Origin of the sequence: Wolbachia endosymbiont (group B) of Eupithecia inturbata, assembly GCF_964030915.1 — a bacterium.
GTDB lineage: Bacteria > Pseudomonadota > Alphaproteobacteria > Rickettsiales > Anaplasmataceae > Wolbachia.
Window position 1 is genome coordinate 629,021 of the sequence record NZ_OZ034987.1, and the last position, 22,478, is coordinate 651,498.

Sequence of the window (22,478 nt, forward strand, 5' to 3'; positions counted from 1 at the left end):
TGGTATGACAAAAAGAAAAGAATATACAGCAGAATTCAAAATTGAAGCTATAAGACTAGTAAAAGAAACAGGTCAATCATCAGCAAAAATAGCAAGAGATTTGGGTATTAGCGGTGATTCATTAAGCAGATGGGTAAAAACATACAATGATAGAATGTCTGGAGTAGATGCGTTTCCAGGAAAAGGGAAAGTAGCTCATTGTGACAAAGAAAAGTTTGATTTAAAGAAAGAGCTGGCAAGAGTAACGAGGGAAAGAGACATTTTAAAAAAAGCCCTGGGATATTTTGCAAACCAAAAAGAGTAAAATATTCTTTTATAAAAGAACATGAAAACTGCTATAAAATACGGGAATTATGCAGATTTTTGAACGTATCTGCTTGTGGTTATTATAAATGGATTACTAAGGAAAAAAACAACAAAAAATCAATAAGAGAAGAGCTCATACAAGATATTCAGAAGGTATATCGAGCATCACAATGCAGATACGGAGCTCCTAAAATTCACGCTGAATTAAAGGCTTTAGGTAAAAATTATAACATCAAAACAGTGCAAAATGTTATGCAGAAAAATGGCATTCAAGCTAAGCTTAGACGAAAGTTTAAAAGTAAAAAACCACAAATAGACAATAGAGTTATAACTCCTAACATATTAAATCAGAATTTCATCGCTGATCAACCTAACAAGATATGGGTAACTGATATTACGTACATAAAAACTAATGAAGGATGGTTATATTTGGCAGCAATAATAGATTTATATTCACGCATGGTGATTGGCTGGTCAATGAGTAATGCAGTAAATAGGCAATTAGTTATAGATGCGTTATTCATGGCTATTGGTAGGCGCAAATCTGCTAAAAATCTACTATTTCATAGCGATCAAGGATCGCAATACACCTCTAAAAATTATCAATTTTTACTAAGTACAAAAAATATTACTTCTAGTATGAGTCACAAAGGTTGTTGTTATGATAATGCTGTTTCAGAGAGCTTTTTTAGTTCACTTAAGAGAGAGTTACTCATTGATACTTCACAACACTCTGCACAACAAGCTAAAACCGCAATATTTGAATATATAGAAATTTTTTATAATAAACAGCGTAGACATTCTACTATTAACTATTGCATTCCTGAGCTTTTTGATTCATCATTCTCATAGCAAAAACGTCTTAACTTTCTGTCTACTTTTTCTGGGTAAGGTCAAGTTACTTGCAAGGTACTAGAGCACAGGTAATAGAAACATTAAAGTCAAGAATAAGGGGAGGTGATAATTCCATTCCTACAGCACAAGAGATAAGAAGACAAATAAGAGATATTCTTGGAAATCAAGGGATAGAAGTAAATGATCTACTTACACTAGAATTTGCGACGAGAAATGGACATTATGATTACTGGCTTCAACAAATTGATATAGCTCACGCTGGAAGATTGCGATATCAGCTTCGTACTGAAGGTAATCACACTTTTGAAGTAGCTAATTTGGCAAGGAATGACGGTAACGAGCACATTGTTAGAGTATTAAATCAATTTAGGGAAAATGAAGAACAACAGCGTTTAACTTTAATCATTACTTTAAATAATACTCATTGGGTTACACTAGTGATTGAACGTCAAAATGGGAACTATGTTGGGTACTATGCTGATTCAACTGCTACTGCTGTTCCAGGTGGTATTATCGATATCATTCAAAATAACTTAGGAAATAATATCAGGATTAATAATGTTTCTGTTCGTCAGCAAACAGATGGTTGGAATTGTGGTTTATGGGCATTAGAAAATGCTACAGATATTAATAGAGTCCTAAATGAAAATCCTGGAGAACAAGTTCAGAATGTTGTAAATATTATGCGTGATTTTCTTGGAAGAGGCCACCCAAACAGAGATAGAAATTACTTTCAGAACATAAGAGTGAGCATTTCACAATTATTCAGGAATGATCCGGGATTTCAAGATGTGCAATTGCAAGCATACATTCAAAATAGAGAACAAATTGATCCATTACTACGTACTTATCTAGAATTAGGATATCACAGAGTGGGAGGAGGGTGTGGACCAGTAGAAGCACCTATATCGCTTAGTGTTAGTGATTCCAGTAATTTTGGTGGCCTGCCACAATCGAGTTTAGAAGGTCCTGAAGCTAGTCGTGTTTCTGACCTTAGCAAAGGTAAAGGCGGTAGGTAGAGGTAATCGGTAGATGAAAGGAGTGTAACAAAAACCTTATGCATCAAGTAGAGATTGTGAGCAAATTTAAAGAAGTTAAGATGGGTAACCTGTTTTTTTCTACTTGCAGCAATGTTTCAAAAAGTATATGTGTCGAGTTGGGTAAAGTTGAAGGAGGTTCTTAAATGAGCAACTATTAATTTGGTAGTATATAGCATTAATAAATTTAAACAATGTGACCATTTTCAGTGGTTAAAATCAATGAGCGTGAGAACATTTTTCTTTGGAATCAATTGGTCTACCAAACGATACATACGAACTTTTCTTTATAATAATTTTACTATGCGCTAAAACTAGCCATATTAGCTCATTTCATCCATATCTACATACGAACTAATTTGCTCAAGCTTATAGAAATAATTTAAATCCTCTATTTTTATAACCTTATTTTTACGCGGCTTGTTCTCACAAATATACGACCTTTTTTGCAATCTTAGGAAGAGTCAATAATTCAATTCCTTATAACACTAGCTAGCATGGTATCTTCACTAAAATATTTTTTTAAAAAGTTAGTTGACTTATAAATAATTCTCTACTAATACTAGCATATGTTTGTTTATTCTGCTGAAGTAGCTCCGCAGGTTACTGTATAAGCTTCAGCAGTTTTTGTACTCCTTTAAAGCATCATATTCCTATATATTAAATATAGCTGGTGTTCTCAATTTTGTTGATCTATAGTAAAATTGGCTAAAACTTCCAGTAATAAACAACTTTTAACCTAGCAGTACTCACCATAAAAACTTAACAAAAATATGAGTAGTAAAAAGATTATGTTGAAATTAGTTTGACACATACTACACATTCTATATAATATATTCTATATCTAGAGCTAGCAGGTAATATGGGTACAGGGTCAGTAAAATATATTGCAGAACCTATCAGTGAACAAAGCAAACACACTGATGAGCAAAAACTGAAGTGTGACCTAAGTGCTGGACAAGAGTGTTCAGAAATAGGTAGCCCAAAAACATAAGCAACTGAATTACCAGTAGATAGTTATTATGAATTCATTAAGCGAGGTTTACTTTGGGCTGATAGAAGTTTGATAGATGATAAAAAATACTTAGAGGATTTAATAGATGAGTGGCTTATTCATGCACCTAACTTAAAACTGGAAGAGAGTCAAAAAAAGTTAAATCAAAAATTACTCAATAGTATTATAAAAGATTTTAATATGGGGAATTATGACTCATTTTCAAATCTTAAGCAGTTTTTAGAAAGTAACGAGAAAAATAAAGACCTGAAGTACGTTCTTAATCTAAAAAGAGGGCATCTAGGAACAACAGTATTGAATGTGTTTGTCGCACACGATGAAGCCATTCATCCTCTTCTCAAAGCTGGTGCTGATCTAAATATGCAGGATAATAAAGGTAAAACACTTTTGCATGATACTGCTATTTATTCCAGTGAGTATGAAGGTCTAAAGTATCTCTTAGATGCAAAAACTGATCCAAATATACAAGATAAAAAAGGTAATACACCTTTACACTATTATGCTGCTAATTGTAATGATTATAGCAGAAAGGTTATGGATTTACTCATAAGCAAAGGAGCTGATTTAAACATAAAAAATAACAATGGAAAAACCCCACTGCAAATTGCAATTGATAGCAACAATATTATAGAGTGTTTTTTAACTGACAACCAAAAAAAGTTAAGAGACCAACTACGTAAAATGGTTAAAGCTACAGATTCTGATGAAGATTGGGATAATCCTTATGGTCCAGGTGTTGAAGATCTGAAAAAATTTTTAGATAAACATAAAAATAACCAAGATTTAAAGATAGTTTTAAATGTTAAGGGTGATAGTTCAATTTGGCCGTTTTGTCAATTTCCTGATGTAAAAGCTTTACTCTTAAAAGCAGGAGCAACTGACTTTGTAGGTAATAAGCAAGATAATTGTGAAAAATGTGATAGTCTCTTATCAGAGATGTATCAAACAAATCAACTTGCTAAGCTAAATAAGTTTTTGAGTAAGGTAGTAAAAGCTAAAAGCATGATTGAACTACAGGAAGTTGTAAATGAGATTATAGCTTCTGGAATGAGATTAAATTTTGCTAAAGACAAAGATTATTACTTTGCAGATCACGTACTAGAAAAAATTGCTCAGCTAGAAGGAAGCTATGGAATTGCCAGTGATATAGTATGTGCATTAATATCGAGAGGAGCAAAGTTAAAAAACTCAGATAGTTTAAAAGTCATTGATACAATAGAACGAGAGTTTAAAGATCATAAAGCTAATGTAATCAAGGCTCATGTAGAGTACATTAATTATGCTGAAGAATTTTTTAGAGTTGCAAAGGATGCTACCAGTGGTCAACTGTGTGATGGAAAAATCGATAACAGTGTATCTTACTTAGAATACTCAGAGGATAGTATAATAGATGTTGCAAAAATCACAGATAGAACAAGGAATTTAGGAATACCTCAAGGAGAAAAAGGGGGAATGTTCAATTTTGTTAAAATCTGGAGAATATGGAGGAAGATATAAAATTTCGGGAATGTTCAAAAAAGTGTGTCAAAGCGAATTTTTAGTTCAACTCAATTTTTAACCTATCAGGAAAAAAGATATCAAGTTGAGATATAGTTAGAGCCCAATTAGGCAAAGCCATAGCCCATTTTTGCTCTATCTTTTTTATAGCACAATATACCAATTTGTACAAGGCATTTGTACTGGTAAATGAACCTTTGGTTTTAGTAAATTTTCTGATTTGTCTGTGCAACCCCTCAATTGGATTGGTGGTATAAATTAGCCTTCTAACAGGGCCAGAATACTTAAAATAACTAGACAAATTTTCCCAATTGTTTTGCCACGATTTTATGACTAAAGGATATTTTTCACCCCATTTTTCCTCCAGTTCAAGTAAATAATTTTCGGCGATTTCTCTACTTGTAGCACGGTATATTTTTTTCAAATCATTCATAAAAACTTTTATATCTTTGCTGGATACGTATTTTAGTGAATTTCTTATTTGGTGCACAATGCATAACTGTACCTCAGCATTGGGAAATACGCTATTTATAGCTGTAGGGAAGCTTTTCAGACCGTCAACACAAGCTATCAAAATGTCTTCTACTCCTCTCTCTTTTAAGTCATTTAATACGCCTAGCCAGAAGTTAGCTCCCTCACTTTCTGCTAAGTAAAAACCCAGTACTTCTTTTCTGCCATTTTGGTCTATTCCTAATATATTGTACATGCATTTACTTATGCAATGTCCATTCTCTTTGACCTTAAAAAACATCCCATCCATAAATACTATCGGGTATACTGATTGTAGGGGACGACTCCTCCATTCATTGATTATAGGCAGTAATTTATCTGTAATTCCAGATATCTCTGCTGCAGATATTTTATGGTCATAGATTTCTTCCACATAGGATGCTATATCCCTGTATCCCACACCGCTTGCAAACATGTTCAAGACCTTTGTTTCAAGTTCTGGATGTAAGCTTGTTTGCCTTTTTTTCACTATCTGTGGTTCGAAACTTCCCTCTCTATCTCTTGGTGTCAATAGTTCAAATACTCGTCTTCAAAGTTTTGCCATTCTTTCCGTTTCTTCGATTCTTTTCTTCTCTTTCATTGGATAAATGATGCTCTATTTCACCTTCTAGACTTGCTTCCAGCAGCCTTTTTACAAATGGTGTTAATGCTCCATCTCTCCCCATCAATGGTTTACCTTCCCTTATTGATGACAGTATATTTGCTTCCAGCTCTTTGTAATCTACCAGGCCAGTCGTTCCATTTTCTATTTTGTAACTCATATATCAAACCTCTATTTTTTGTTTCTATTTTATTTTTATTTCTCGGTTTGACACACTTTTTTGAACATTCCCAAATCGTTTGCAGCAAGGCCATTTGATCAACACCGTTAATCTTACGGATCATGTTCTCAGCATCGATTTCTATTAATTCATTACTACCGATAGTAAGTTTATAGTAATGAGCAGCTACAGTACACTTCAGCGTTGCTTTTTCAGCAGGTTTCCAGCTACCAAAATCAAATTCTCTGAATATGCCCCTAAGGTTGATTATTACTCCTTCAATATCGTTACTACCACTCCCTTGCATTCCACCTCTGAGTGTCAAAGCTACTGAATTCCCATTTATCAACCCAAATAGCCGAAAGAGTTCTGTGTCGTATTCAGCAAAAGTAAAGTCTGCTTCAAGCTTTTCCATGCCCATGTCAATATTTATTGGAATATCCATACCACCAGCACGGTACTCCTCTGTTTTTATGGTAAGTTTTGGTAGGGTAATTTCATCTATTTTTCCTGCGTAACCCCGACCATCTACGAATACGTTAAAATTCTTTAAAATCTTCGGTAACATTTTTTCCTCTTTTTTATAATATTGTACCACTCACAAGATGTGACCTGAAAGTAATCTGTTCTGCTGGATATGGTGGTGTAAACTCAAAGTCAAAGTATACTTTTCCACTTGCAATGTTTGTTGGTGTATTGAGTTCTGGGGTTGCATAACATTTTCCGCTAATAATCGCCCCTTGTGCTTTTAAACTTGCCAGATAAGAATTCACCCCCTCAATTACATCATCTATATAAGTTTTGGTGATATTGCGATCAACTGCCCATAAATGAGCTCGAAGTAAACTATCATTGATTAAATCTGCAGTCCTTCTCACTGACAAAAAAGCCCATTTTGAGTCATTTGAACATGTTCTATTTCCCCAAAGCCTGTAGCCATTTTGATGAATTATCGTTGTTACTTCATTTTCATTTAAGTGGTTTGCTCTGCAATTTGTATTACCGAGCGTAAAATCAATAGGCCTGCTTGTTCCAACAATACCATTTATCTCTTTATTTGAAGGTGAATGCCAGAAGCCTTGTTCGCTGTCTATTTTAGCTATTAAACCAGCTACAAATGGGCTTGCCGGTTTTTCTTCCCCTTCAAATACCTTAACCCATGGATCAACTACGTAAACTCTTGAGCTGCCTACACTTTTTCTCCATTTTATTGCTTCTTCATCATTAGTATTTGGTCCATCTGCAACAATAATTGCTCTTAATTTTTCTGCTATGGAAATTAAAGCACTCACTACTGGATTTACTCCATCTATTTCAGGTAACTGATGAGTAAACTGAGGTGCAATTAATATTTTTGGAGCAATATGAACTATGCTTTCACTACTGAGGAATGCCTCTATCCCCTGATACTCTCCAGTCTCTTTATCAACACCGCCAATTATATTTTGGATAGTTTCACTTTCTTTGAGCTTTGAATCGCTGTTTTCACTTTCTTTAACTCGAATAACTACTACTGTTGCACCAATTTGGGAAAATATTCCGTTTGTTGCAGAAGGTAAACTGCCACTCTTTCCAAGTCTTGCTGCTTCTTTTAAGCTTCCTGCAATTAACACTGGTTTATTTAGCGGAAATTTTTGCTCATCTGCTTCAGGTGCAGTACCAATTACACCTATCACTGATGATTTAGCCGTACGTACTGCCCTTGCTCCAGAGGTTACCTCTATAACATTTACTCCGTGCAAAAATTCTTCTGTCATTTTTTTCCTTGCACGCTGATTTTTGAAAAGAATTTAAGTTTCTAGGTTTTGCATTTTTTGTTTACAATCATCTAGCAAAGTTTGCAGTTCTTCTTCACTTTTAGCTTCTTCAATTTTCCTCTTCGCCATGTCTTCCAACTCCTCGCATTTCACTATCGCTTTTACTGCTTTTTTCACTTTTTCCTCGATTATCCTTGCCATTTCGATAACTGTAATACCACGGACTTTTGCTAAAGGTTCTATAATTTCTTTATCCTTTTCATCTTGGTCTGCTAGAATGCTTTTTGCGGCTTTCGCTTGTATCGCATACGACTTAGACTTCTGGTGAGAATGTCCTGTGTATTGGTTAGTATAGTTATCATAATAAGCACGAAGATTAGAAAGTGCAGAAAATTTCGCATTTTGCAATAACTCCAATTCAATATCTTCTTGATTCCGCTGAGCAATTTTGCCTCCTTCTGTTAAACAATAGCTTTTTTGCCAATCAAAATCTTTTGGCGCTTCATACCAATTTTTACCTTTTGGCTTGCTTTCAAGTATTGTTGTTTCTACTTGTTTATCATTTTCAAATCTAATGTAGATAGACATTGTTTGTTACCTCTGACCTTACCCAGAAAAAGTAGACAGAAAGTTAAGACGTTTTTGCTATGAGAATGATGAATCAAAAAGCTCAGGAATGCAATAGTTAATAGTAGAATGTCTACGCTGTTTATTATAAAAAATTTCTATATATTCAAATATTGCGGTTTTAGCTTGTTGTGCAGAGTGTTGTGAAGTATCAATGAGTAACTCTCTCTTAAGTGAACTAAAAAAGCTCTCTGAAACAGCATTATCATAACAACAACCTTTGTGACTCATACTAGAAGTAATATTTTTTGTACTTAGTAAAAATTGATAATTTTTAGAGGTGTATTGCGATCCTTGATCGCTATGAAATAGTAGATTTTTAGCAGATTTGCGCCTACCAATAGCCATGAATAACGCATCTATAACTAATTGCCTATTTACTGCATTACTCATTGACCAGCCAATCACCATGCGTGAATATAAATCTATTATTGCTGCCAAATATAACCATCCTTCATTAGTTTTTATGTACGTAATATCAGTTACCCATATCTTGTTAGGTTGATCAGCGATGAAATTCTGATTTAATATGTTAGGAGTTATAACTCTATTGTCTATTTGTGGTTTTTTACTTTTAAACTTTCGTCTAAGCTTAGCTTGAATGCCATTTTTCTGCATAACATTTTGCACTGTTTTGATGTTATAATTTTTACCTAAAGCCTTTAATTCAGCGTGAATTTTAGGAGCTCCGTATCTGCATTGTGATGCTCGATATACCTTCTGAATATCTTGTATGAGCTCTTCTCTTATTGATTTTTTGTTGTTTTTTTCCTTAGTAATCCATTTATAATAACCACAAGCAGATACGTTCAAAAATCTGCATAATTCCCGTATTTTATAGCAGTTTTCATGTTCTTTTATAAAAGAATATTTTACTCTTTTTGGTTTGCAAAATATCCCAGGGCTTTTTTTAAAATGTCTCTTTCCCTCGTTACTCTTGCCAGCTCTTTCTTTAAATCAAACTTTTCTTTGTCACAATGAGCTACTTTCCCTTTTCCTGGAAACGCATCTACTCCAGACATTCTATCATTGTATGTTTTTACCCATCTGCTTAATGAATCACCGCTAATACCCAAATCTCTTGCTATTTTTGCTGATGATTGACCTGTTTCTTTTACTAGTCTTATAGCTTCAATTTTGAATTCTGCTGTATATTCTTTTCTTTTTGTCATACCACACCTCTTTGAAAAAACGTTTTATTTTACTTCAAAAACGTCTTAACTTTCTGTCTACTTTTTCTGGGTAAGGTCAAACAAATATCTTATCATCTATACGAGAAGGAAGACCATTGACAGGAAGAGATGGAGCATTAACACCATTTATAAAAAAACTGCTAGAGGGAAGGCGAGATAGAAAACCATTTGTCGGCTGAAAGCGAAGAAAACAACCGAAGAAATTCAAAGACTTTACGGACAAGTATTTGAACTATTGACACCAAGAGATAGAGAAGGAAGTTTCGAGCCACAAGTAGTCAGAAAAAGGCAAACAACCGAACTTGAAGCAAAGGTTTTAAGTACATATGCCAGTGGCATGGGATATAGCATCGCATGTAGAAGAAATATAAAATATCTGCAGCAGAGATATCAAGTATTACTGACAAATTGTTACCGGTAATCAACGAATGGCGCAGTCGTCCGCTGCAATCTGTATATCCAATAGTGTTCATGGTTTTTTAAGGTCAAGGAGGACGGGCATTGTGTAAGCAAATGTATGTATAACATATTAGCAAAATGGCAGAAAAGAAGTTTTGGGTTTTTATTTGGCTGAAAGTGAAGTTCTGGTTGGAAGTACTAAATGACCTAAAGGAGAGAGGAGTAGATGATATTCTGATAGCTTGTGTTAAAAAGCTTTCCTACAGCTATAAATAGCGTATTTCCTAAAGCAGAAATGTATAGTACATCAGATAAGAAATTCACTGAAATATGTATCGAGCAAAAGTTTTCATGAATGATTTGAAAAAAACATATCAAGTAGAGAAATAGCCGAGAATTATTTGCTTGAGCTAGAGGAAAAATGGGGAGAAAAATATACTTTAGTTTTGGGAGAATAATTGGGAAAATCTGTCTAGTTATTTTAAATATTCCGGCCCTGTAAGAAAGTTAATTTATACCACAAATCCTATTGAAGGGTTACATAGACAGATCAGAAAATTTACTAAAACTAAGGGCTCATTTACTAGCACAAATGCCTTGTATGAATAGGTATATTGTGCTATAAAGAAGGCAGGAGAGAAATGGACTATGCCTATACATGATTGGGCTCTAACTATATCTCAACTTGATATCTTTTTTCCTGGTAGGTTAAAAATCGAGTTGACACAGTTTATTTAACACTCCCTATTTCTCTAAAAAATACTATCTTCAACTTGAATATGTTGAAAAATATTTTGCGTATTATCCAAAAAGTCATCCTTTATAGCAGCTAGCTCGGATTGTTTTTGAGATAGATTATCTTCTATTGTTCTATTAACCTCAGTTGCGGATTAGCCAACGAAGTAAAGCTTAGAAATGCAGGGCTTTTTCGGCTGCATGGAATATGAAACAAGCGTAGAAAAAATGTGTACCAAAAAATTTATCGGTGATCTATGTCTTGTATGCTCAATCTCAAAGTTGTTTTTCAGAGAGCCAAAAACTGTCTCAATAATCGATCTTTTTCTTAACAAAATCTTCTCATTTAGCGCCATTAATGAGTTTTTCATACCCTTTTTTATACTGGTTACAAGCTTTAACCCTCTATCGAATAATTCGTGAAAAAGATCTTTTTTGATATATCCTTTATCTCCAAACAATAATCCAGTCAATTTCTGAGTTAAATTTGGCACAGGTTTTCTATCATCAATGTTGCCTTTTGTCACCGTAACCCCTTGAATTTCGCCAGCTTCGTTGATTACTAGATGTAGTTTAAAACCGAAAAACCACCCATAGGTAGTCTTTCCAATCTTTGCCAACCCTTTGAAAACTTTATTTCTCGAGGTCCTTTTTGGATGGCAAACAGCGATAGATGTTGCATCTATGTACGAAATCCCTGTCACTTTTGACTGTTCGCAAAACCATTGCATTAAGAGCACTAAATACCATAAAACCCTAGATTTTAGCCTAATAAACCTACTATAGGATGGCAATTTTGGAAACGCTGATTCGTATAATAATTTCAAATAATGCACATAGAAAATTTTAAAATTGTCGCACTTGGATTGGTGATATAGCAATATTATGGTAAGAATCTCTGAATGCGTAATCTCTGGCGTCCTGGTTGGTTTTTTGCTACTTGGTAGAAGTTTTTCTGCAAAATTCTTGTCAACTGAATTGCAAAAATCGTCGATCAGGCAAAATAATTCTGTTATATTTTCATTCATTGGTAACCTCTCTATTTTGTAAATAATTTTCCGAGGTTACCCTATTTTCCTGGCTTTTTCACTGATTTCTAATCCGCAACTGGGGTTATATACTATAGAGTAGGGCAAAGAATAAGAGAATGGAGATTGATAAAAAGGTATACTCAAAAAGATTTAGCAAACAAAGTTGGTTTAACACTCAAGGAAATACACGAGTATGAAATAGGATACACTGCCATATCATTTGATAAATTATATCAAATAGCAGAAGGATTATCAGTGAATATTAAAGTTCTGCTACCTAAAACAAGAGAAAGCAAAAAGCTATTGAGTTTAATGGATCAGTACAGAGAACAAGAATCATTAGATGCATTAGTCAAATCTCTATCTGAAGATATGAAAAGTGGCAAGGAAAAAGTTAAAAAAGCAGAGAAAAGGGAATGTTCAAAAATTCAGCGCGTTTTTCTTCGTTTCTTTCTTTGTATCCATATGTCTTTTTTTGCGTGTGAGTCCAATTTTTTTAAGAGCTCGATGGATCGTTGGGATACTAACATTGCTCCAAAGCTTAGCCATTTCCGATACCACCATATTTTTTAGCAAATTCAGTAAATTTATTCCAGTCAGTAATTTTGTGATTATAACCTCCATTTCCAAGTTTTTTTGACTGAAAATCTCCTGTTTCTTTTCTTCTTTGCTGCCACTCCCATAACGTAGTTCTTCCAATTTTAAATCTTGCTGCCACCGTTTCCCTGCTTTCTCCTTCTTCTAGTGCTTCCATTGCTTTTTTTATAACTATATGCTGCTGGCATCCTTACCTTCACTACTATAAAACCTTATTTTACCTCGTTTGGACTATTATGAAAAGAGCTATAACTAAGAAGGTGGCCCACTAAATGCTTCTATACCCCAGTTGCGGATTAGAAATCAGTGAAAAAGCCAGGAAAATAGGGTAACCTCGGAAAATTATTTACAAAATAGAGAGGTTACCAATGAATGAAAATATAACAGAATTATTTTGCCTGATCGACGATTTTTGCAATTCAGTTGACAAGAATTTTGCAGAAAAACTTCTACCAAGTAGCAAAAAACCAACCAGGACGCCAGAGATTACGCATTCAGAGATTCTTACCATAATATTGCTATATCACCAATCCAAGTGCGACAATTTTAAAATTTTCTATGTGCATTATTTGAAATTATTATACGAATCAGCGTTTCCAAAATTGCCATCCTATAGTAGGTTTATTAGGCTAAAATCTAGGGTTTTATGGTATTTAGTGCTCTTAATGCAATGGTTTTGCGAACAGTCAAAAGTGACAGGGATTTCGTACATAGATGCAACATCTATCGCTGTTTGCCATCCAAAAAGGACCTCGAGAAATAAAGTTTTCAAAGGGTTGGCAAAGATTGGAAAGACTACCTATGGGTGGTTTTTCGGTTTTAAACTACATCTAGTAATCAACGAAGCTGGCGAAATTCAAGGGGTTACGGTGACAAAAGGCAACATTGATGATAGAAAACCTGTGCCAAATTTAACTCAGAAATTGACTGGATTATTGTTTGGAGATAAAGGATATATCAAAAAAGATCTTTTTCACGAATTATTCGATAGAGGGTTAAAGCTTGTAACCAGTATAAAAAAGGGTATGAAAAACTCATTAATGGCGCTAAATGAGAAGATTTTGTTAAGAAAAAGATCGATTATTGAGACAGTTTTTGGCTCTCTGAAAAACAACTTTGAGATTGAGCATACAAGACATAGATCACCGATAAATTTTTTGGTACACATTTTTTCTACGCTTGTTTCATATTCCATGCAGCCGAAAAAGCCCTGCATTTCTAAGCTTTACTTCGTTGGCTAATCCGCAACTGAGGTTATTAAAACAATCAAGATCATTGCACTTTAGTTGAGAGCGCATGTCTCCATTTTCATATAAACCTCGTATAACGTCATAATATGCTCGAGTTTCATCAGTTTCTGGTTGTTGCTTTTCTTTGAATATTGCCTTTAATTTCGAATCTATGTCTAATTCTTTTTTTATAGCTTCAGTAGCATTTTCATGATACTGTTTATAATCCTCAAGACTCTTTGATATTTTATTTTTTACTTCGTTTTGTAACATCCCTAGAAAATCTTTAGCGTGAGATTTTTCAATTTTTTCCTTCCACTCATCATACGTATATTCTTGTCGACTACCATATTTTGTATCTTGACACTCACTTCCTATGTTAAACAGCTCTTTGTTACAGATTTTATCACCCTGATAAAAGTAATCGCTTATATTAATTTTATCGCTAGTTAAAGTTTGTCTAATTGCTGCTTTATTTTCTGCAAGTTCTTCTTTATATTTAGAGATACAGTTTCTCATTTCTTCTTTACAATCTGTAGTCATAAGCTGTTTCCTTTAATAAAATAATTAATACTTTATTACTAATCTGAGGTATACTAAGGTAGTGATAAGAAGTCCAGCATCTACAAAGTTTGTTTAAACTATTTTCAAAACGAATAAAATGTAATTTTAGGTAAATAAAATGAATTACGATGTAATCATTTCAGGTGGTGGGCTAATTGGTCTTATTACTGCTATTGGCCTGAGTAATGACTCTGTATCTGTAGCCGTAATTGAGAAAAATAGTTTACCACGTGCAGTTGATGATAATCGAGCATTTGCTATTTCTCAAGGGTCAAAAAAAATACTAGAAAAATTAGGAATTTGGCAGTTCTTAGAAGATGAAGCTGAACCAATACTTGATATATGCATATTAGATGGAGATAGCCCATTTACTGTTCATTATGACCATAAAATGGTTGGTGAAGAGCCAATGGGTTATGTAATCAAGAGCGCTATTATATGGAATGCAATTAATAATAATTTTTTGCATAAACTCAATATATATTCTCCACGTTTCTATAAAACAATCGCTTGTGACGAAGGATACGTGGAAGTTACTCTTGATAATGATCAAAAATTGATATCATCGCTATTTATCTGCGCTGAAGGTAAAAACTCTAAGCTGCCAGAGTTGTTTTCTATAACAATAATAAAATTTGATTATAAACAAAATAGCATGGTATTTAATGTAAAACATGAACTACATCACCAAAACTTAGCTGTAGAGCGGTTTTTTCCTGGTGGTCCATTTGCAATTTTGCTAATGAAAGGTGGCTATACTTCTTCAATAGTTTGGACAGAAAAATGCGAAATTTCAAAAATGCTGATGAGCTTATCTGAAGAGGAGTTTATCATAGAACTCAAAAAAAGATTTGGTTCTTATTTGGGAGAAATTGAATTAGAGGGTGAAAGAAAATCTTACCCTTTGAGTTTTACTTTTGCGAGAAAGCTTCATAAAAGCAGAATTTTGCTTATTGGCGATGCAGCACATTCAATCCATCCAGTTGCAGGTCAAGGACTTAACCTTGGAATGAGAGATGTAGAGAGTGTTATTAGACAAATAACTGCTGCAAAATCCTCTGGCATTGATGTTGGCAGTAATTATCTATTGAAGAAAATTTCACGTGATAGATACTTTGATAATTTTACTATGGCACTTGCAACTGATGGACTAAATAGAATATTTTCCAACAGAATACTTTGCGTTAAAGTTCTGAGCAATCTTGGTTTAATGGTAGTTGAAAATTCAGATTTTCTTAAAAAAAGCTTCGTTCGACATGCTATGGGGTTGGTTCTGTCGCATTTGTAGGGAAGTAGAAAGAAGAATGATATAATTGTCTAAAAAAAAAGCAAAGATGTTTCGTATCAATCAAAAATTGTTGCCATATTTCAAAGGATTTAGCTTTTCAGCGGATGTTATCTGTATACATGAAATGTCGATTCTCTTTGAGCTATCGAGATTTGGAAGAAATGATGAGTATAAGGGAAGCAAAATGCTACGTTACAAAGGTGGGTTATCACCACTGATAGATGAGGCAGTAAGGAAAAGAAAGAAGCAGGTTGGTAGTAGTTGGAGAGACTTACATTAAATTAAACGGTAAATGGGTTTATTTATATACTGTAGACTTCCTCTTGTGTGTTAGTAGAGACAAGTCTGCAGCACTTGCATTCTTTCGTAAAGCCTTCAGGAGTAACTATCTTCCTGAGAAAATTGTAATTGATAAAAGCGGCAGTAATACTGCTGCTCTTGATGATTTGAATGCAGAAATTTCTGAAGATTACAGTTCTTCAAATAAAATATCTAAATAATATTGTTGATAGATTTATCAAAAAACTAATAAAGCCAATGCTTGGGTTTAAAAGCTTCCATTCCGCAAAGATTACCATCACAGGCATAGAAAATATTCGTATGATTCAAAAAAGACAAATTATTAAATAATGTTTCTACTTTTGAGAATTTTGCTATGTTAATGGCTTCATAACTCCTATAATCCCACCTTTAATGATCTTCTTTCCTATGGTTTATAGATGCGACAGAACCATATAATATAACCAGTGTATTAGGTTACTATGTAAAAATGATTAACATAGAAGCTTTATCATCAAAATATTATTTACTTATTAGTTTAAAATACGTCACAATATAAAAATGAAAAATAGCCGATTAGCGGTAGTATTCGATTGGGATAATACCTTAGTTGATACTCAAGATAATATTTCTAATGCCATTAAGCATACTTTAGATTTGATGGGATCTGGCAGTAAAGTTGTTGATAGAAATTCTCATGAATCAAGAAAGAGCTACATGGTCAATTTGTTTGGTGATCAGTGGAAAAAAGCGAATCAGATATATCAAAAATACCTAGATAATGCATTGTTACAAAATATTACTCTGAATGAAGGAGTAGAGAAAATGCTGCAGACACTGAAAAGCCACAATATTTACCTAGCGATAGTTAGCAATAAGAAAAATACTAATTTACGTCAAGAAGTTGCCTACTTTAAACTAGATTCTTACTTTGAAAGAATAGTTGGATCATGTGATACTGCAGAAGATAAGCCATCTGCAACTCCACTGCTATTTGCACTAGAGGAGAGTACGCTACCTGTAAATAGAGAAAATGTGTTTTTTGTTGGTGACAGCATCACAGACATTCTATGTACACAAAATGCAAATTGCTTACCTATTGTATACGGACAATCAATAAGAGGTTATGAAGATTTGTTATATTTTCAACATTTTAATAAACTTACAGAATTCATAGTAAAGTATTTGAAAGATAGGTGGTAATGACAGAGATCGCTAGTGTACACAGGCGCTTTTGCGCATATTTAATAGATGTAGCAATTTTATTAATTCCAACCTTACTAATTGTGTTGTCATTAGGGGATTTTCCATTAATTTTACACCTGTCATACATGTGTATACATTGTGGCTACTTTACATATTTTATATCTTCAACAGCTCAAGCAACTCCTGGTCAACAGTTAATGAATATATATACTATCACTTTAGATAGTTCTAAAATAGGTTTGAGCTTAGCATTTGATCGCACTATCTCTCAGTTTTTCCTTCCTATGCTAAATAATTCAATTATCACCTTTATCAAACTTTTTCAAACATCAGTAAATGCTTTAAGTACACTAGAAGTGATTATAGTGATGCTTACCTTCAGTTGGTATTTAGTTGCTTGCTTCTCTCAGAGGAAACAGGCATTTCATGATGTGCTATTTGATACGATTGTTGTGAGAAAAATGAATTGATGTTGCCTTGATTGTTATGTAGATTACATTGGTATATTAGCTAAAGAAAGGTTATGAATAAAGAAATAGTAGAACATTTAAATAAATTACTTACAAATGAGCTGACTTCTGTACGCCAGTATCTTTTGCATTTTGCGATTCTTAAAGATAGCGGAATTAATAAACTTGCAGAAAAGATGAAAAACGAGCTTAATGAAGAACTTGAGCATGCAAATAGGCTAGCAGAAAGAATTTTACTGCTTAAGGGCGTGCCAAATTTTCAAGATACAAATCAAATCTCAAAGTATGAAGGAAAGTTCACAAAAGATACAATACAGAAAATCTTAGAAGATAATTTTAAGTTGGAAGAAGGAGGTATAAAGGGCATCAGAGAGGCAATCTCTGTTGCTGAAAAAGAAAAGGATTGCGTTAGTGTAATGTTATTAGAAGAGCTAATGAAAAATGAGGAAGAGCACTTACATTGGATCAAAGAACAGATTGACCTTATTGAGCTTATGGGTATTGAAAATTACTTGAGAACACAAATATAGAGTGTTAAGAAAAACATTATTTATTTTCATTATACCTTTTTTACTTCTTTTTTCACTCGGGTTATGGCAATTATTTAGGTTAAATTGGAAGAACAATATTATCAAAAATATGGATCTTCCAGTTATTCGTCTACTGCCTAGTTATAATCTTTCAAAGTTTAACTACAGACACGTTAAAATCGACGGAATTTTAAGTGATATAGAACTATATGTTTTCGCAGGTCAACGTGGCTATCATGTCCTGTCTCCTATGTTGCTTATCAATGGACATTATATGTTAATAAATAAAGGAATAGTCAGAGAAAAAAAAGAAGAAAAAGCAAAAATTGAAAAAGTAGCTTTGAGTGGAGTTTTGTGTTGTGATGGTAGCAAAAATTGGTTTATCAAAAATGATATTGCTTCAAATACGTGGTTTACCTTAAGTACAGAAGAAATCTCCAATGATCTAGGTATTAAGCTAGAAAAATGTATATTGTGGCAAGACAATTTTGGTGGCAATTTGACTATACAGCCAATAAAGCATCTTGAATACGCAATTACTTGGTTTGCACTTTCCTTGATTTGGCTCATTATGTGCGTATTTTACTATAGGCAAAATAGATATAAGTCGTAGAGAGGCAGTGTGGAAAAAGAAAAGCTGCAAATAGAAAAAATGCAACAAAGTGGAAGTAAATACTTATTACAAGAATTAATTGTATGTCAGTATTGTAAATATACTTATTGTGGAATAAATAATGCTAAGGGAGGAAAAAGTTACTATCGTTGTTCTAGAAAACGTTTTGGTGAATGTAACAGCAAATCAATACGCGCGGATATACTAGAAGAGGTAGTATGGGAAGAAGTTAAGATGGTAAGAGAGCACATAACGAAGGAAAAGTGTGATTTATCAGAGGCAGATTGGGAGACTAAACTTAATATAATTAGAAAATTAGTTCAACGCATTGAAATTGATGATGATAATGTACATATAGTGTTTCAATTAAAAGAACTCGCTCTCGAAAGACAAAAAGAAGATATTCAACCTTGTACCAGAATTATAAAGAATGTAGTGCTATCAAATGCAATAGGAATGCATAAAGTTAGCAACGCCCTGGCTGCAATATCAGTTGCAGTGAAACTTGGAATTAGTGATGAAGAGATTAAAAAAGGTCTTTTAGAATTTAAAGGAGTAGCAAGGAGATTTTCTTTAATTGCCGATATTAAAGGTGTTAAGTTAATTGAGGATTATGCTCACCACCCAAATGAAATACAGGCAACCCTGGCAGCAGCACGTTTGACCACTAAAGGAAAGGTAACAGGAATTATCGAGCCGCTTCGTTTTGCTCGTATTCGTAATTTTTTTGATGAATTTGTACGAATTTTCATGATGTTTGACTATGTAGTTCTCACTCCTGTCCATCCTCCAGAAGATAAGCCTATTCCTGGCTGTGGAATTGATGATATACAAAAAGCCTTGATCAGTAATGGGTTTAATGATGTGAAGATTATGAATAATACTTTACTCATTTCACATTTTATTAGTAATTCGACAAGTTCAGGAGATGTAGTATTATTTATTGGTGCTGGTAGTAATATAGCTAAACTAGCAAGAGAAGCTGCAAAGCTGCTGCTAGTAAAATAAACTTAAGCATTGGTGATTTATATGATAAAATTGTGTAGTAAAACTGGATCCCAGTGTCTAGGCAAACAACTGTACAGACATTGTGATATGGGGATAGCTTCCATTAAGAATGGTGTCATCCCAGTGCCCAGACACTGGGATCCAGAAAACTTAACTTTAAATAAGTGGCTGTATAATAAAAACTGGATTCCAGTGTCAAGCACTGGAATGACAACATCTGCTACTCAAATTATCTGTTTATCTGTAGGTTGCAATGTTCGTACACTGGAATGTTACAGCGCTGGGGTGACATTTCCCGAACGTGCACACAATTGTGAATCTAGTAGAGGTTTAGCATGATGAAAAAGACAATTAGCAGTGTATTTGCAAGAGAAATTTTAGATAGCAGGGGTTACCCAACAATTGAGGTAGAAATAGAACTATGTGATGGAGCAACAGGTAGAGCCGCTGTCCCTTCTGGGGCTTCGACCGGTAAACTAGAAGCATTGGAGCTGAGAGATCAAGATGAAAAAAGGTATTGTGGTAAAGGAGTGCTGAAAGCTGTTCAATCTGTGAGTGAAGTGATAGCAAATAAAATCATTGGCATGGATGCAGCAAACCAGAGTGCAATTGATAAAGTTTTAATTGAACTAGATGGAACAAAAAATAAATCTAAACTTGGAGCAAATGCAACTTTGGGTGTGTCTCTTGCTGTTGCAAAAGCAGCAGCAAACAGCTTTAAAATGCCGTTATATAAGTATTTGGGAGTAGGGGAAGAGCAGATGCCAGTTCCGCTAATTAACGTCATTAATGGTGGAGTACATGCAGATAATAAACTCGATTTTCAAGAATTTATGATTCTTCCGGTTGGTGCTGAAACTTTCAGTGAAGCAATAAGAATATCTGCAGAGGTATTTCATAACTTGCGCGGCATTCTTAAGAAAAAAGGTTATAGCACAAACGTAGGAGATGAAGGTGGTTTTGCACCAGACATTGGTAGCACTGAAGAAGCTCTTAATCTGATAATTCAGGCTGTAGAATCTGCTGGTTATTCGATGAAAAATCACTTTGCACTGGGTCTTGATGTTGCTTCATCTACTTTTTATGAAAATAGAGTTTACAAATTTGAAAACAGAGAACTCACTTCAGAGGAATTGGTTCAGTATTATTTTGACCTTGTAGGCAAATATCCAATAATTTCTATAGAAGATGCAATGAATGAAGACGACTATGAAGGTTGGAAATTACTTACTGCAAAATTGGGAAGTAAAATTCAATTAGTCGGGGATGATTTATTTGTTACAAATTGTGAACTAATAAGTAAAGGAATAGAGGAGAAAATGGCAAATGCTGTACTAATCAAGCCAAACCAGATAGGAACACTTACGGAAACTTTTGCTGCCATTGAAATGGCAAAATTAAATGGCTACAGGGCTATTATTTCTCACCGCTCAGGTGAAACAGAAGATACAACGATATCCCACATATCAGTTGCGTCGAATTGTGGGCAAATAAAGACTGGCTCGCTGTCGCGTTCTGATAGGCTTGCAAAGTATAATGAATTGATGAGAATAGAAAGTTCATTAGGAGAAAATGCTAAATATTATCGCGGGTTAGCATGGATTTCATAGACGAAGTTAAATTATATTTAAAAGCAGGTGATGGTGGCGATGGTTGCGCGAGTTTTCGTCGAGAAAAATTCGTTGAATTTGGTGGTCCAAACGGTGGTAATGGTGGCAGGGGAGGAGACATAATTTTCATCAGTGATGCAAATCTCAACACTTTGCTTAATTTTCGTTGTCGAAGACACATTAAAGCGAGTAATGGAAAAAGTGGTACGAGTAGAGATAGATCTGGCACAGCAGGAAAAGATATTATACTTAAAGTTCCAGTTGGTACACAAATAATCGATGAAGAAAGTGAGGAAGTGATAGTAGATCTTGATAAACCCGACATCGAATTTCAAGTAGTACAAGGTGGAAAAGGTGGACTTGGGAATACCAATTTTAAATCTGCTACCAATAGGGCACCAAGACATTTTACCCATGGTCAGCCTGGCGAAGAAAGAAATATAATATTGAAGCTAAAAGTTTTATCTGATGTTGGCATTATTGGTATGCCAAATGCAGGTAAATCTAAATTTTTAACCCGCTGCTCAAATTCTGATACGAAAGTAGGCGATTATGAATTTACTACTATAAGACCACATTTAGGTGTAGCAAAAGTGGATTATAGCGAAATTATAATAGCAGATATTCCTGGAATAATCGCTGATGCTCATCTTGGAGTTGGGCTCGGACACAAATTTTTAAAGCACATAGAAAGGTGCAAAATTTTACTGCATTTAATTGATGTAACTCACGATGACATTATTTCAGCTTATAATTGTACGCATAATGAACTGAAGCTTTACAATAGCGATCTTGTTGAAAAAGAGGAAATTGTAGTGTTAAATAAATGTGACTTATTGGAAGAAACAGAAATTCTTGAGAAGAAGAATCATTTAGCCAATTATCTTGATAGAGAAGTACTGTGCTTATCAATCGACGATGATTTACAGCCCATCTTAAGATTATTAAATGAAAAAGTGAAAATTAAGGAAATTAATGTATATGATCCTTTTAAGATGTGAATTTTTTATTTGACAATCAAAGTCTGGATTCCAGTGGGTAATTTTCCACAGTTGTCTGCATTTTTTGTTCCACAACTTATCTTTTTTTCGGCTTGTGCCATTTCTCATACTGTCTCTTGCTTTCTTGAACTCAGAAATTCAATAGCTACAAAAGCATTTGAGTAGTTTTTTGTTAAGAATTAGGCATAGAATCCCCCATATTTATTAATAAAGAACAGAAAAAATGTAACGCACATACGACAGAGATTAAGCATATGTGTGCACCCATTTGCGCTGAAGAAGATACTCTACATTCTTTACTGAGTTTGATTATTTGATAAAAAAGTCTGCAGACGAAGATAGATTTTGAGCTCTAAAAAT

General features: G+C 34.0%; 16 protein-coding genes and 9 pseudogenes. 17 read left to right on the forward strand and 8 right to left on the reverse strand.

All coding sequences use genetic code 11. The annotated features are described in order from the left end of the window. Positions 1-4 precede the first annotated feature (4 nt). The 4 genes and pseudogenes from ACQH21_RS03055 to ACQH21_RS03070 all read left to right on the forward strand — a co-directional run bounded on the left by ACQH21_RS03055 (position 5) and on the right by ACQH21_RS03070 (position 4,710). Positions 5-1,158, forward strand: a pseudogene (locus ACQH21_RS03055) (IS3 family transposase). A 50-nt stretch (positions 1,159-1,208) separates the two neighbouring features. Further along, positions 1,209-2,180: a hypothetical protein gene (locus tag ACQH21_RS03060; RefSeq protein WP_425384474.1), complete on the forward strand. Its 972-nt coding sequence runs from the start codon at positions 1,209-1,211 to the stop codon at positions 2,178-2,180. An 880-nt stretch (positions 2,181-3,060) separates the two neighbouring features. Then, positions 3,061-3,192: a hypothetical protein gene (locus tag ACQH21_RS03065; protein WP_425383990.1), complete on the forward strand. Its 132-nt coding sequence runs from the start codon at positions 3,061-3,063 to the stop codon at positions 3,190-3,192. Between the two features lie 69 nt (positions 3,193-3,261). Continuing rightward, positions 3,262-4,710 (forward strand): ankyrin repeat domain-containing protein, encoded by a 1,449-nt coding sequence (locus ACQH21_RS03070; RefSeq protein ID WP_425383991.1) that lies wholly within the window; start codon positions 3,262-3,264, stop codon positions 4,708-4,710. Positions 4,711-4,750: 40 nt separating this feature from the next. Here ACQH21_RS03070 and ACQH21_RS03075 read toward each other — a convergent pair. The 5 genes and pseudogenes from ACQH21_RS03075 to ACQH21_RS03095 form a co-directional block, all read right to left on the reverse strand. Continuing rightward, positions 4,751-5,981 (reverse strand): annotated as a pseudogene (locus tag ACQH21_RS03075) (IS256 family transposase). A 73-nt stretch (positions 5,982-6,054) separates the two neighbouring features. After that, positions 6,055-6,549 (reverse strand): annotated as a pseudogene (locus tag ACQH21_RS03080) (phage major tail tube protein); the annotation flags it as partial. 13 nt (positions 6,550-6,562) lie between these two features. Further along, on the reverse strand, positions 6,563-7,738 hold the full coding sequence (locus tag ACQH21_RS03085) for a phage tail sheath subtilisin-like domain-containing protein (RefSeq protein WP_264377283.1): 1,176 nt from the start codon (positions 7,736-7,738) through the stop codon (positions 6,563-6,565). Between the two features lie 33 nt (positions 7,739-7,771). Then, the gene (locus tag ACQH21_RS03090; RefSeq protein WP_264377284.1) at positions 7,772-8,326 is read right to left on the reverse strand and encodes a hypothetical protein; all 555 of its coding nucleotides are present in this window, start codon (positions 8,324-8,326) and stop codon (positions 7,772-7,774) included. A 57-nt stretch (positions 8,327-8,383) separates the two neighbouring features. After that, a pseudogene (locus ACQH21_RS03095) lies at positions 8,384-9,537 on the reverse strand (IS3 family transposase). 86 nt (positions 9,538-9,623) lie between these two features. On the opposite strand from ACQH21_RS03095, the pseudogene ACQH21_RS03100 reads away from it, so the two are divergent. Beyond that, positions 9,624-10,695 (forward strand): annotated as a pseudogene (locus tag ACQH21_RS03100) (IS256 family transposase). A gap of 152 nt (positions 10,696-10,847) precedes the next feature. Here ACQH21_RS03100 and ACQH21_RS03105 read toward each other — a convergent pair. Next, entirely contained in the window at positions 10,848-11,720 is an 873-nt protein-coding gene (locus ACQH21_RS03105; protein WP_425383942.1) for an IS982 family transposase, read from the reverse strand. A 126-nt stretch (positions 11,721-11,846) separates the two neighbouring features. Here ACQH21_RS03105 and ACQH21_RS03110 point away from each other — a divergent pair. Continuing rightward, positions 11,847-11,939 (forward strand): annotated as a pseudogene (locus ACQH21_RS03110) (WO male-killing family protein Wmk); the annotation flags it as partial. Positions 11,940-12,138: 199 nt separating this feature from the next. On the opposite strand, the pseudogene ACQH21_RS03115 reads toward ACQH21_RS03110, so the two are convergent. Continuing rightward, positions 12,139-12,508, reverse strand: a pseudogene (locus ACQH21_RS03115) (IS630 transposase-related protein); the annotation flags it as partial. Positions 12,509-12,688: 180 nt separating this feature from the next. Between ACQH21_RS03115 and ACQH21_RS03120 the strand changes: the two are divergent. Beyond that, positions 12,689-13,561 carry an IS982 family transposase gene (locus ACQH21_RS03120; RefSeq protein ID WP_425383942.1) on the forward strand — a complete coding sequence of 291 codons (873 nt, stop codon included), beginning with the start codon at positions 12,689-12,691 and terminating at the stop codon, positions 13,559-13,561. Here the strand turns inward: ACQH21_RS03120 and ACQH21_RS03125 are convergent. Further along, the gene (locus ACQH21_RS03125; RefSeq protein ID WP_425384475.1) at positions 13,505-14,092 is read right to left on the reverse strand and encodes a hypothetical protein; all 588 of its coding nucleotides are present in this window, start codon (positions 14,090-14,092) and stop codon (positions 13,505-13,507) included. The genes ACQH21_RS03120 and ACQH21_RS03125 overlap by 57 nt on opposite strands. Before the next feature lie 139 nt (positions 14,093-14,231). On the opposite strand from ACQH21_RS03125, the gene ubiH reads away from it, so the two are divergent. The 10 genes and pseudogenes from ubiH to cgtA all read left to right on the forward strand — a co-directional run bounded on the left by ubiH (position 14,232) and on the right by cgtA (position 22,118). Then, entirely contained in the window at positions 14,232-15,401 is a 1,170-nt protein-coding gene (gene ubiH, locus ACQH21_RS03130; protein ID WP_425384476.1) for a 2-octaprenyl-6-methoxyphenyl hydroxylase, read from the forward strand. A gap of 46 nt (positions 15,402-15,447) precedes the next feature. Continuing rightward, positions 15,448-16,074 (forward strand): annotated as a pseudogene (locus tag ACQH21_RS03135) (IS6 family transposase). Positions 16,075-16,241: 167 nt separating this feature from the next. Continuing rightward, positions 16,242-16,883: an HAD family hydrolase gene (locus tag ACQH21_RS03140; RefSeq protein WP_425384477.1), complete on the forward strand. Its 642-nt coding sequence runs from the start codon at positions 16,242-16,244 to the stop codon at positions 16,881-16,883. Next, positions 16,883-17,356 (forward strand): RDD family protein, encoded by a 474-nt coding sequence (locus tag ACQH21_RS03145; RefSeq protein ID WP_264375594.1) that lies wholly within the window; start codon positions 16,883-16,885, stop codon positions 17,354-17,356. The genes ACQH21_RS03140 and ACQH21_RS03145 overlap by 1 nt, the downstream gene beginning before the upstream one ends. A 53-nt stretch (positions 17,357-17,409) precedes the next feature. Beyond that, positions 17,410-17,886, forward strand: a complete 477-nt coding sequence (gene bfr / locus ACQH21_RS03150) for a bacterioferritin (RefSeq protein ID WP_425384478.1) — start codon at positions 17,410-17,412, stop codon at positions 17,884-17,886. 1 nt (position 17,887) lies between these two features. Then, positions 17,888-18,499 (forward strand): SURF1 family protein, encoded by a 612-nt coding sequence (locus ACQH21_RS03155; protein WP_425384479.1) that lies wholly within the window; start codon positions 17,888-17,890, stop codon positions 18,497-18,499. A 9-nt stretch (positions 18,500-18,508) separates the two neighbouring features. Next, on the forward strand, positions 18,509-19,507 hold the full coding sequence (locus ACQH21_RS03160; protein ID WP_425384480.1) for a glutamate ligase domain-containing protein: 999 nt from the start codon (positions 18,509-18,511) through the stop codon (positions 19,505-19,507). Between the two features lie 120 nt (positions 19,508-19,627). Beyond that, a pseudogene (locus ACQH21_RS03165) lies at positions 19,628-19,744 on the forward strand (WPE palindromic element domain-containing protein); the annotation flags it as partial. Positions 19,745-19,842: 98 nt separating this feature from the next. Next, entirely contained in the window at positions 19,843-21,117 is a 1,275-nt protein-coding gene (gene eno, locus ACQH21_RS03170; RefSeq protein ID WP_425384481.1) for a phosphopyruvate hydratase, read from the forward strand. Beyond that, positions 21,105-22,118: an Obg family GTPase CgtA gene (gene cgtA, locus ACQH21_RS03175; RefSeq protein ID WP_425384482.1), complete on the forward strand. Its 1,014-nt coding sequence runs from the start codon at positions 21,105-21,107 to the stop codon at positions 22,116-22,118. The genes eno and cgtA overlap by 13 nt, the downstream gene beginning before the upstream one ends. Positions 22,119-22,478: the final 360 nt, after the last annotated feature.

Coding starts and splice junctions, on each gene's coding strand:
- ACQH21_RS03105 (WP_425383942.1), bottom strand. CDS start 11,720: ATGAATGAAAATATAACAGAATTATTTTGCCTGATCGACGATTTTTGC.
- ubiH (WP_425384476.1), top strand. CDS start 14,232: ATGAATTACGATGTAATCATTTCAGGTGGTGGGCTAATTGGTCTTATT.
- ACQH21_RS03085 (WP_264377283.1), bottom strand. CDS start 7,738: ATGACAGAAGAATTTTTGCACGGAGTAAATGTTATAGAGGTAACCTCT.
- bfr (WP_425384478.1), top strand. CDS start 17,410: ATGAATAAAGAAATAGTAGAACATTTAAATAAATTACTTACAAATGAG.
- eno (WP_425384481.1), top strand. CDS start 19,843: ATGATGAAAAAGACAATTAGCAGTGTATTTGCAAGAGAAATTTTAGAT.
- ACQH21_RS03065 (WP_425383990.1), top strand. CDS start 3,061: ATGGGTACAGGGTCAGTAAAATATATTGCAGAACCTATCAGTGAACAA.
- ACQH21_RS03145 (WP_264375594.1), top strand. CDS start 16,883: ATGACAGAGATCGCTAGTGTACACAGGCGCTTTTGCGCATATTTAATA.
- ACQH21_RS03140 (WP_425384477.1), top strand. CDS start 16,242: ATGAAAAATAGCCGATTAGCGGTAGTATTCGATTGGGATAATACCTTA.
- ACQH21_RS03090 (WP_264377284.1), bottom strand. CDS start 8,326: ATGTCTATCTACATTAGATTTGAAAATGATAAACAAGTAGAAACAACA.
- ACQH21_RS03120 (WP_425383942.1), top strand. CDS start 12,689: ATGAATGAAAATATAACAGAATTATTTTGCCTGATCGACGATTTTTGC.
- ACQH21_RS03125 (WP_425384475.1), bottom strand. CDS start 14,092: ATGACTACAGATTGTAAAGAAGAAATGAGAAACTGTATCTCTAAATAT.
- cgtA (WP_425384482.1), top strand. CDS start 21,105: ATGGATTTCATAGACGAAGTTAAATTATATTTAAAAGCAGGTGATGGT.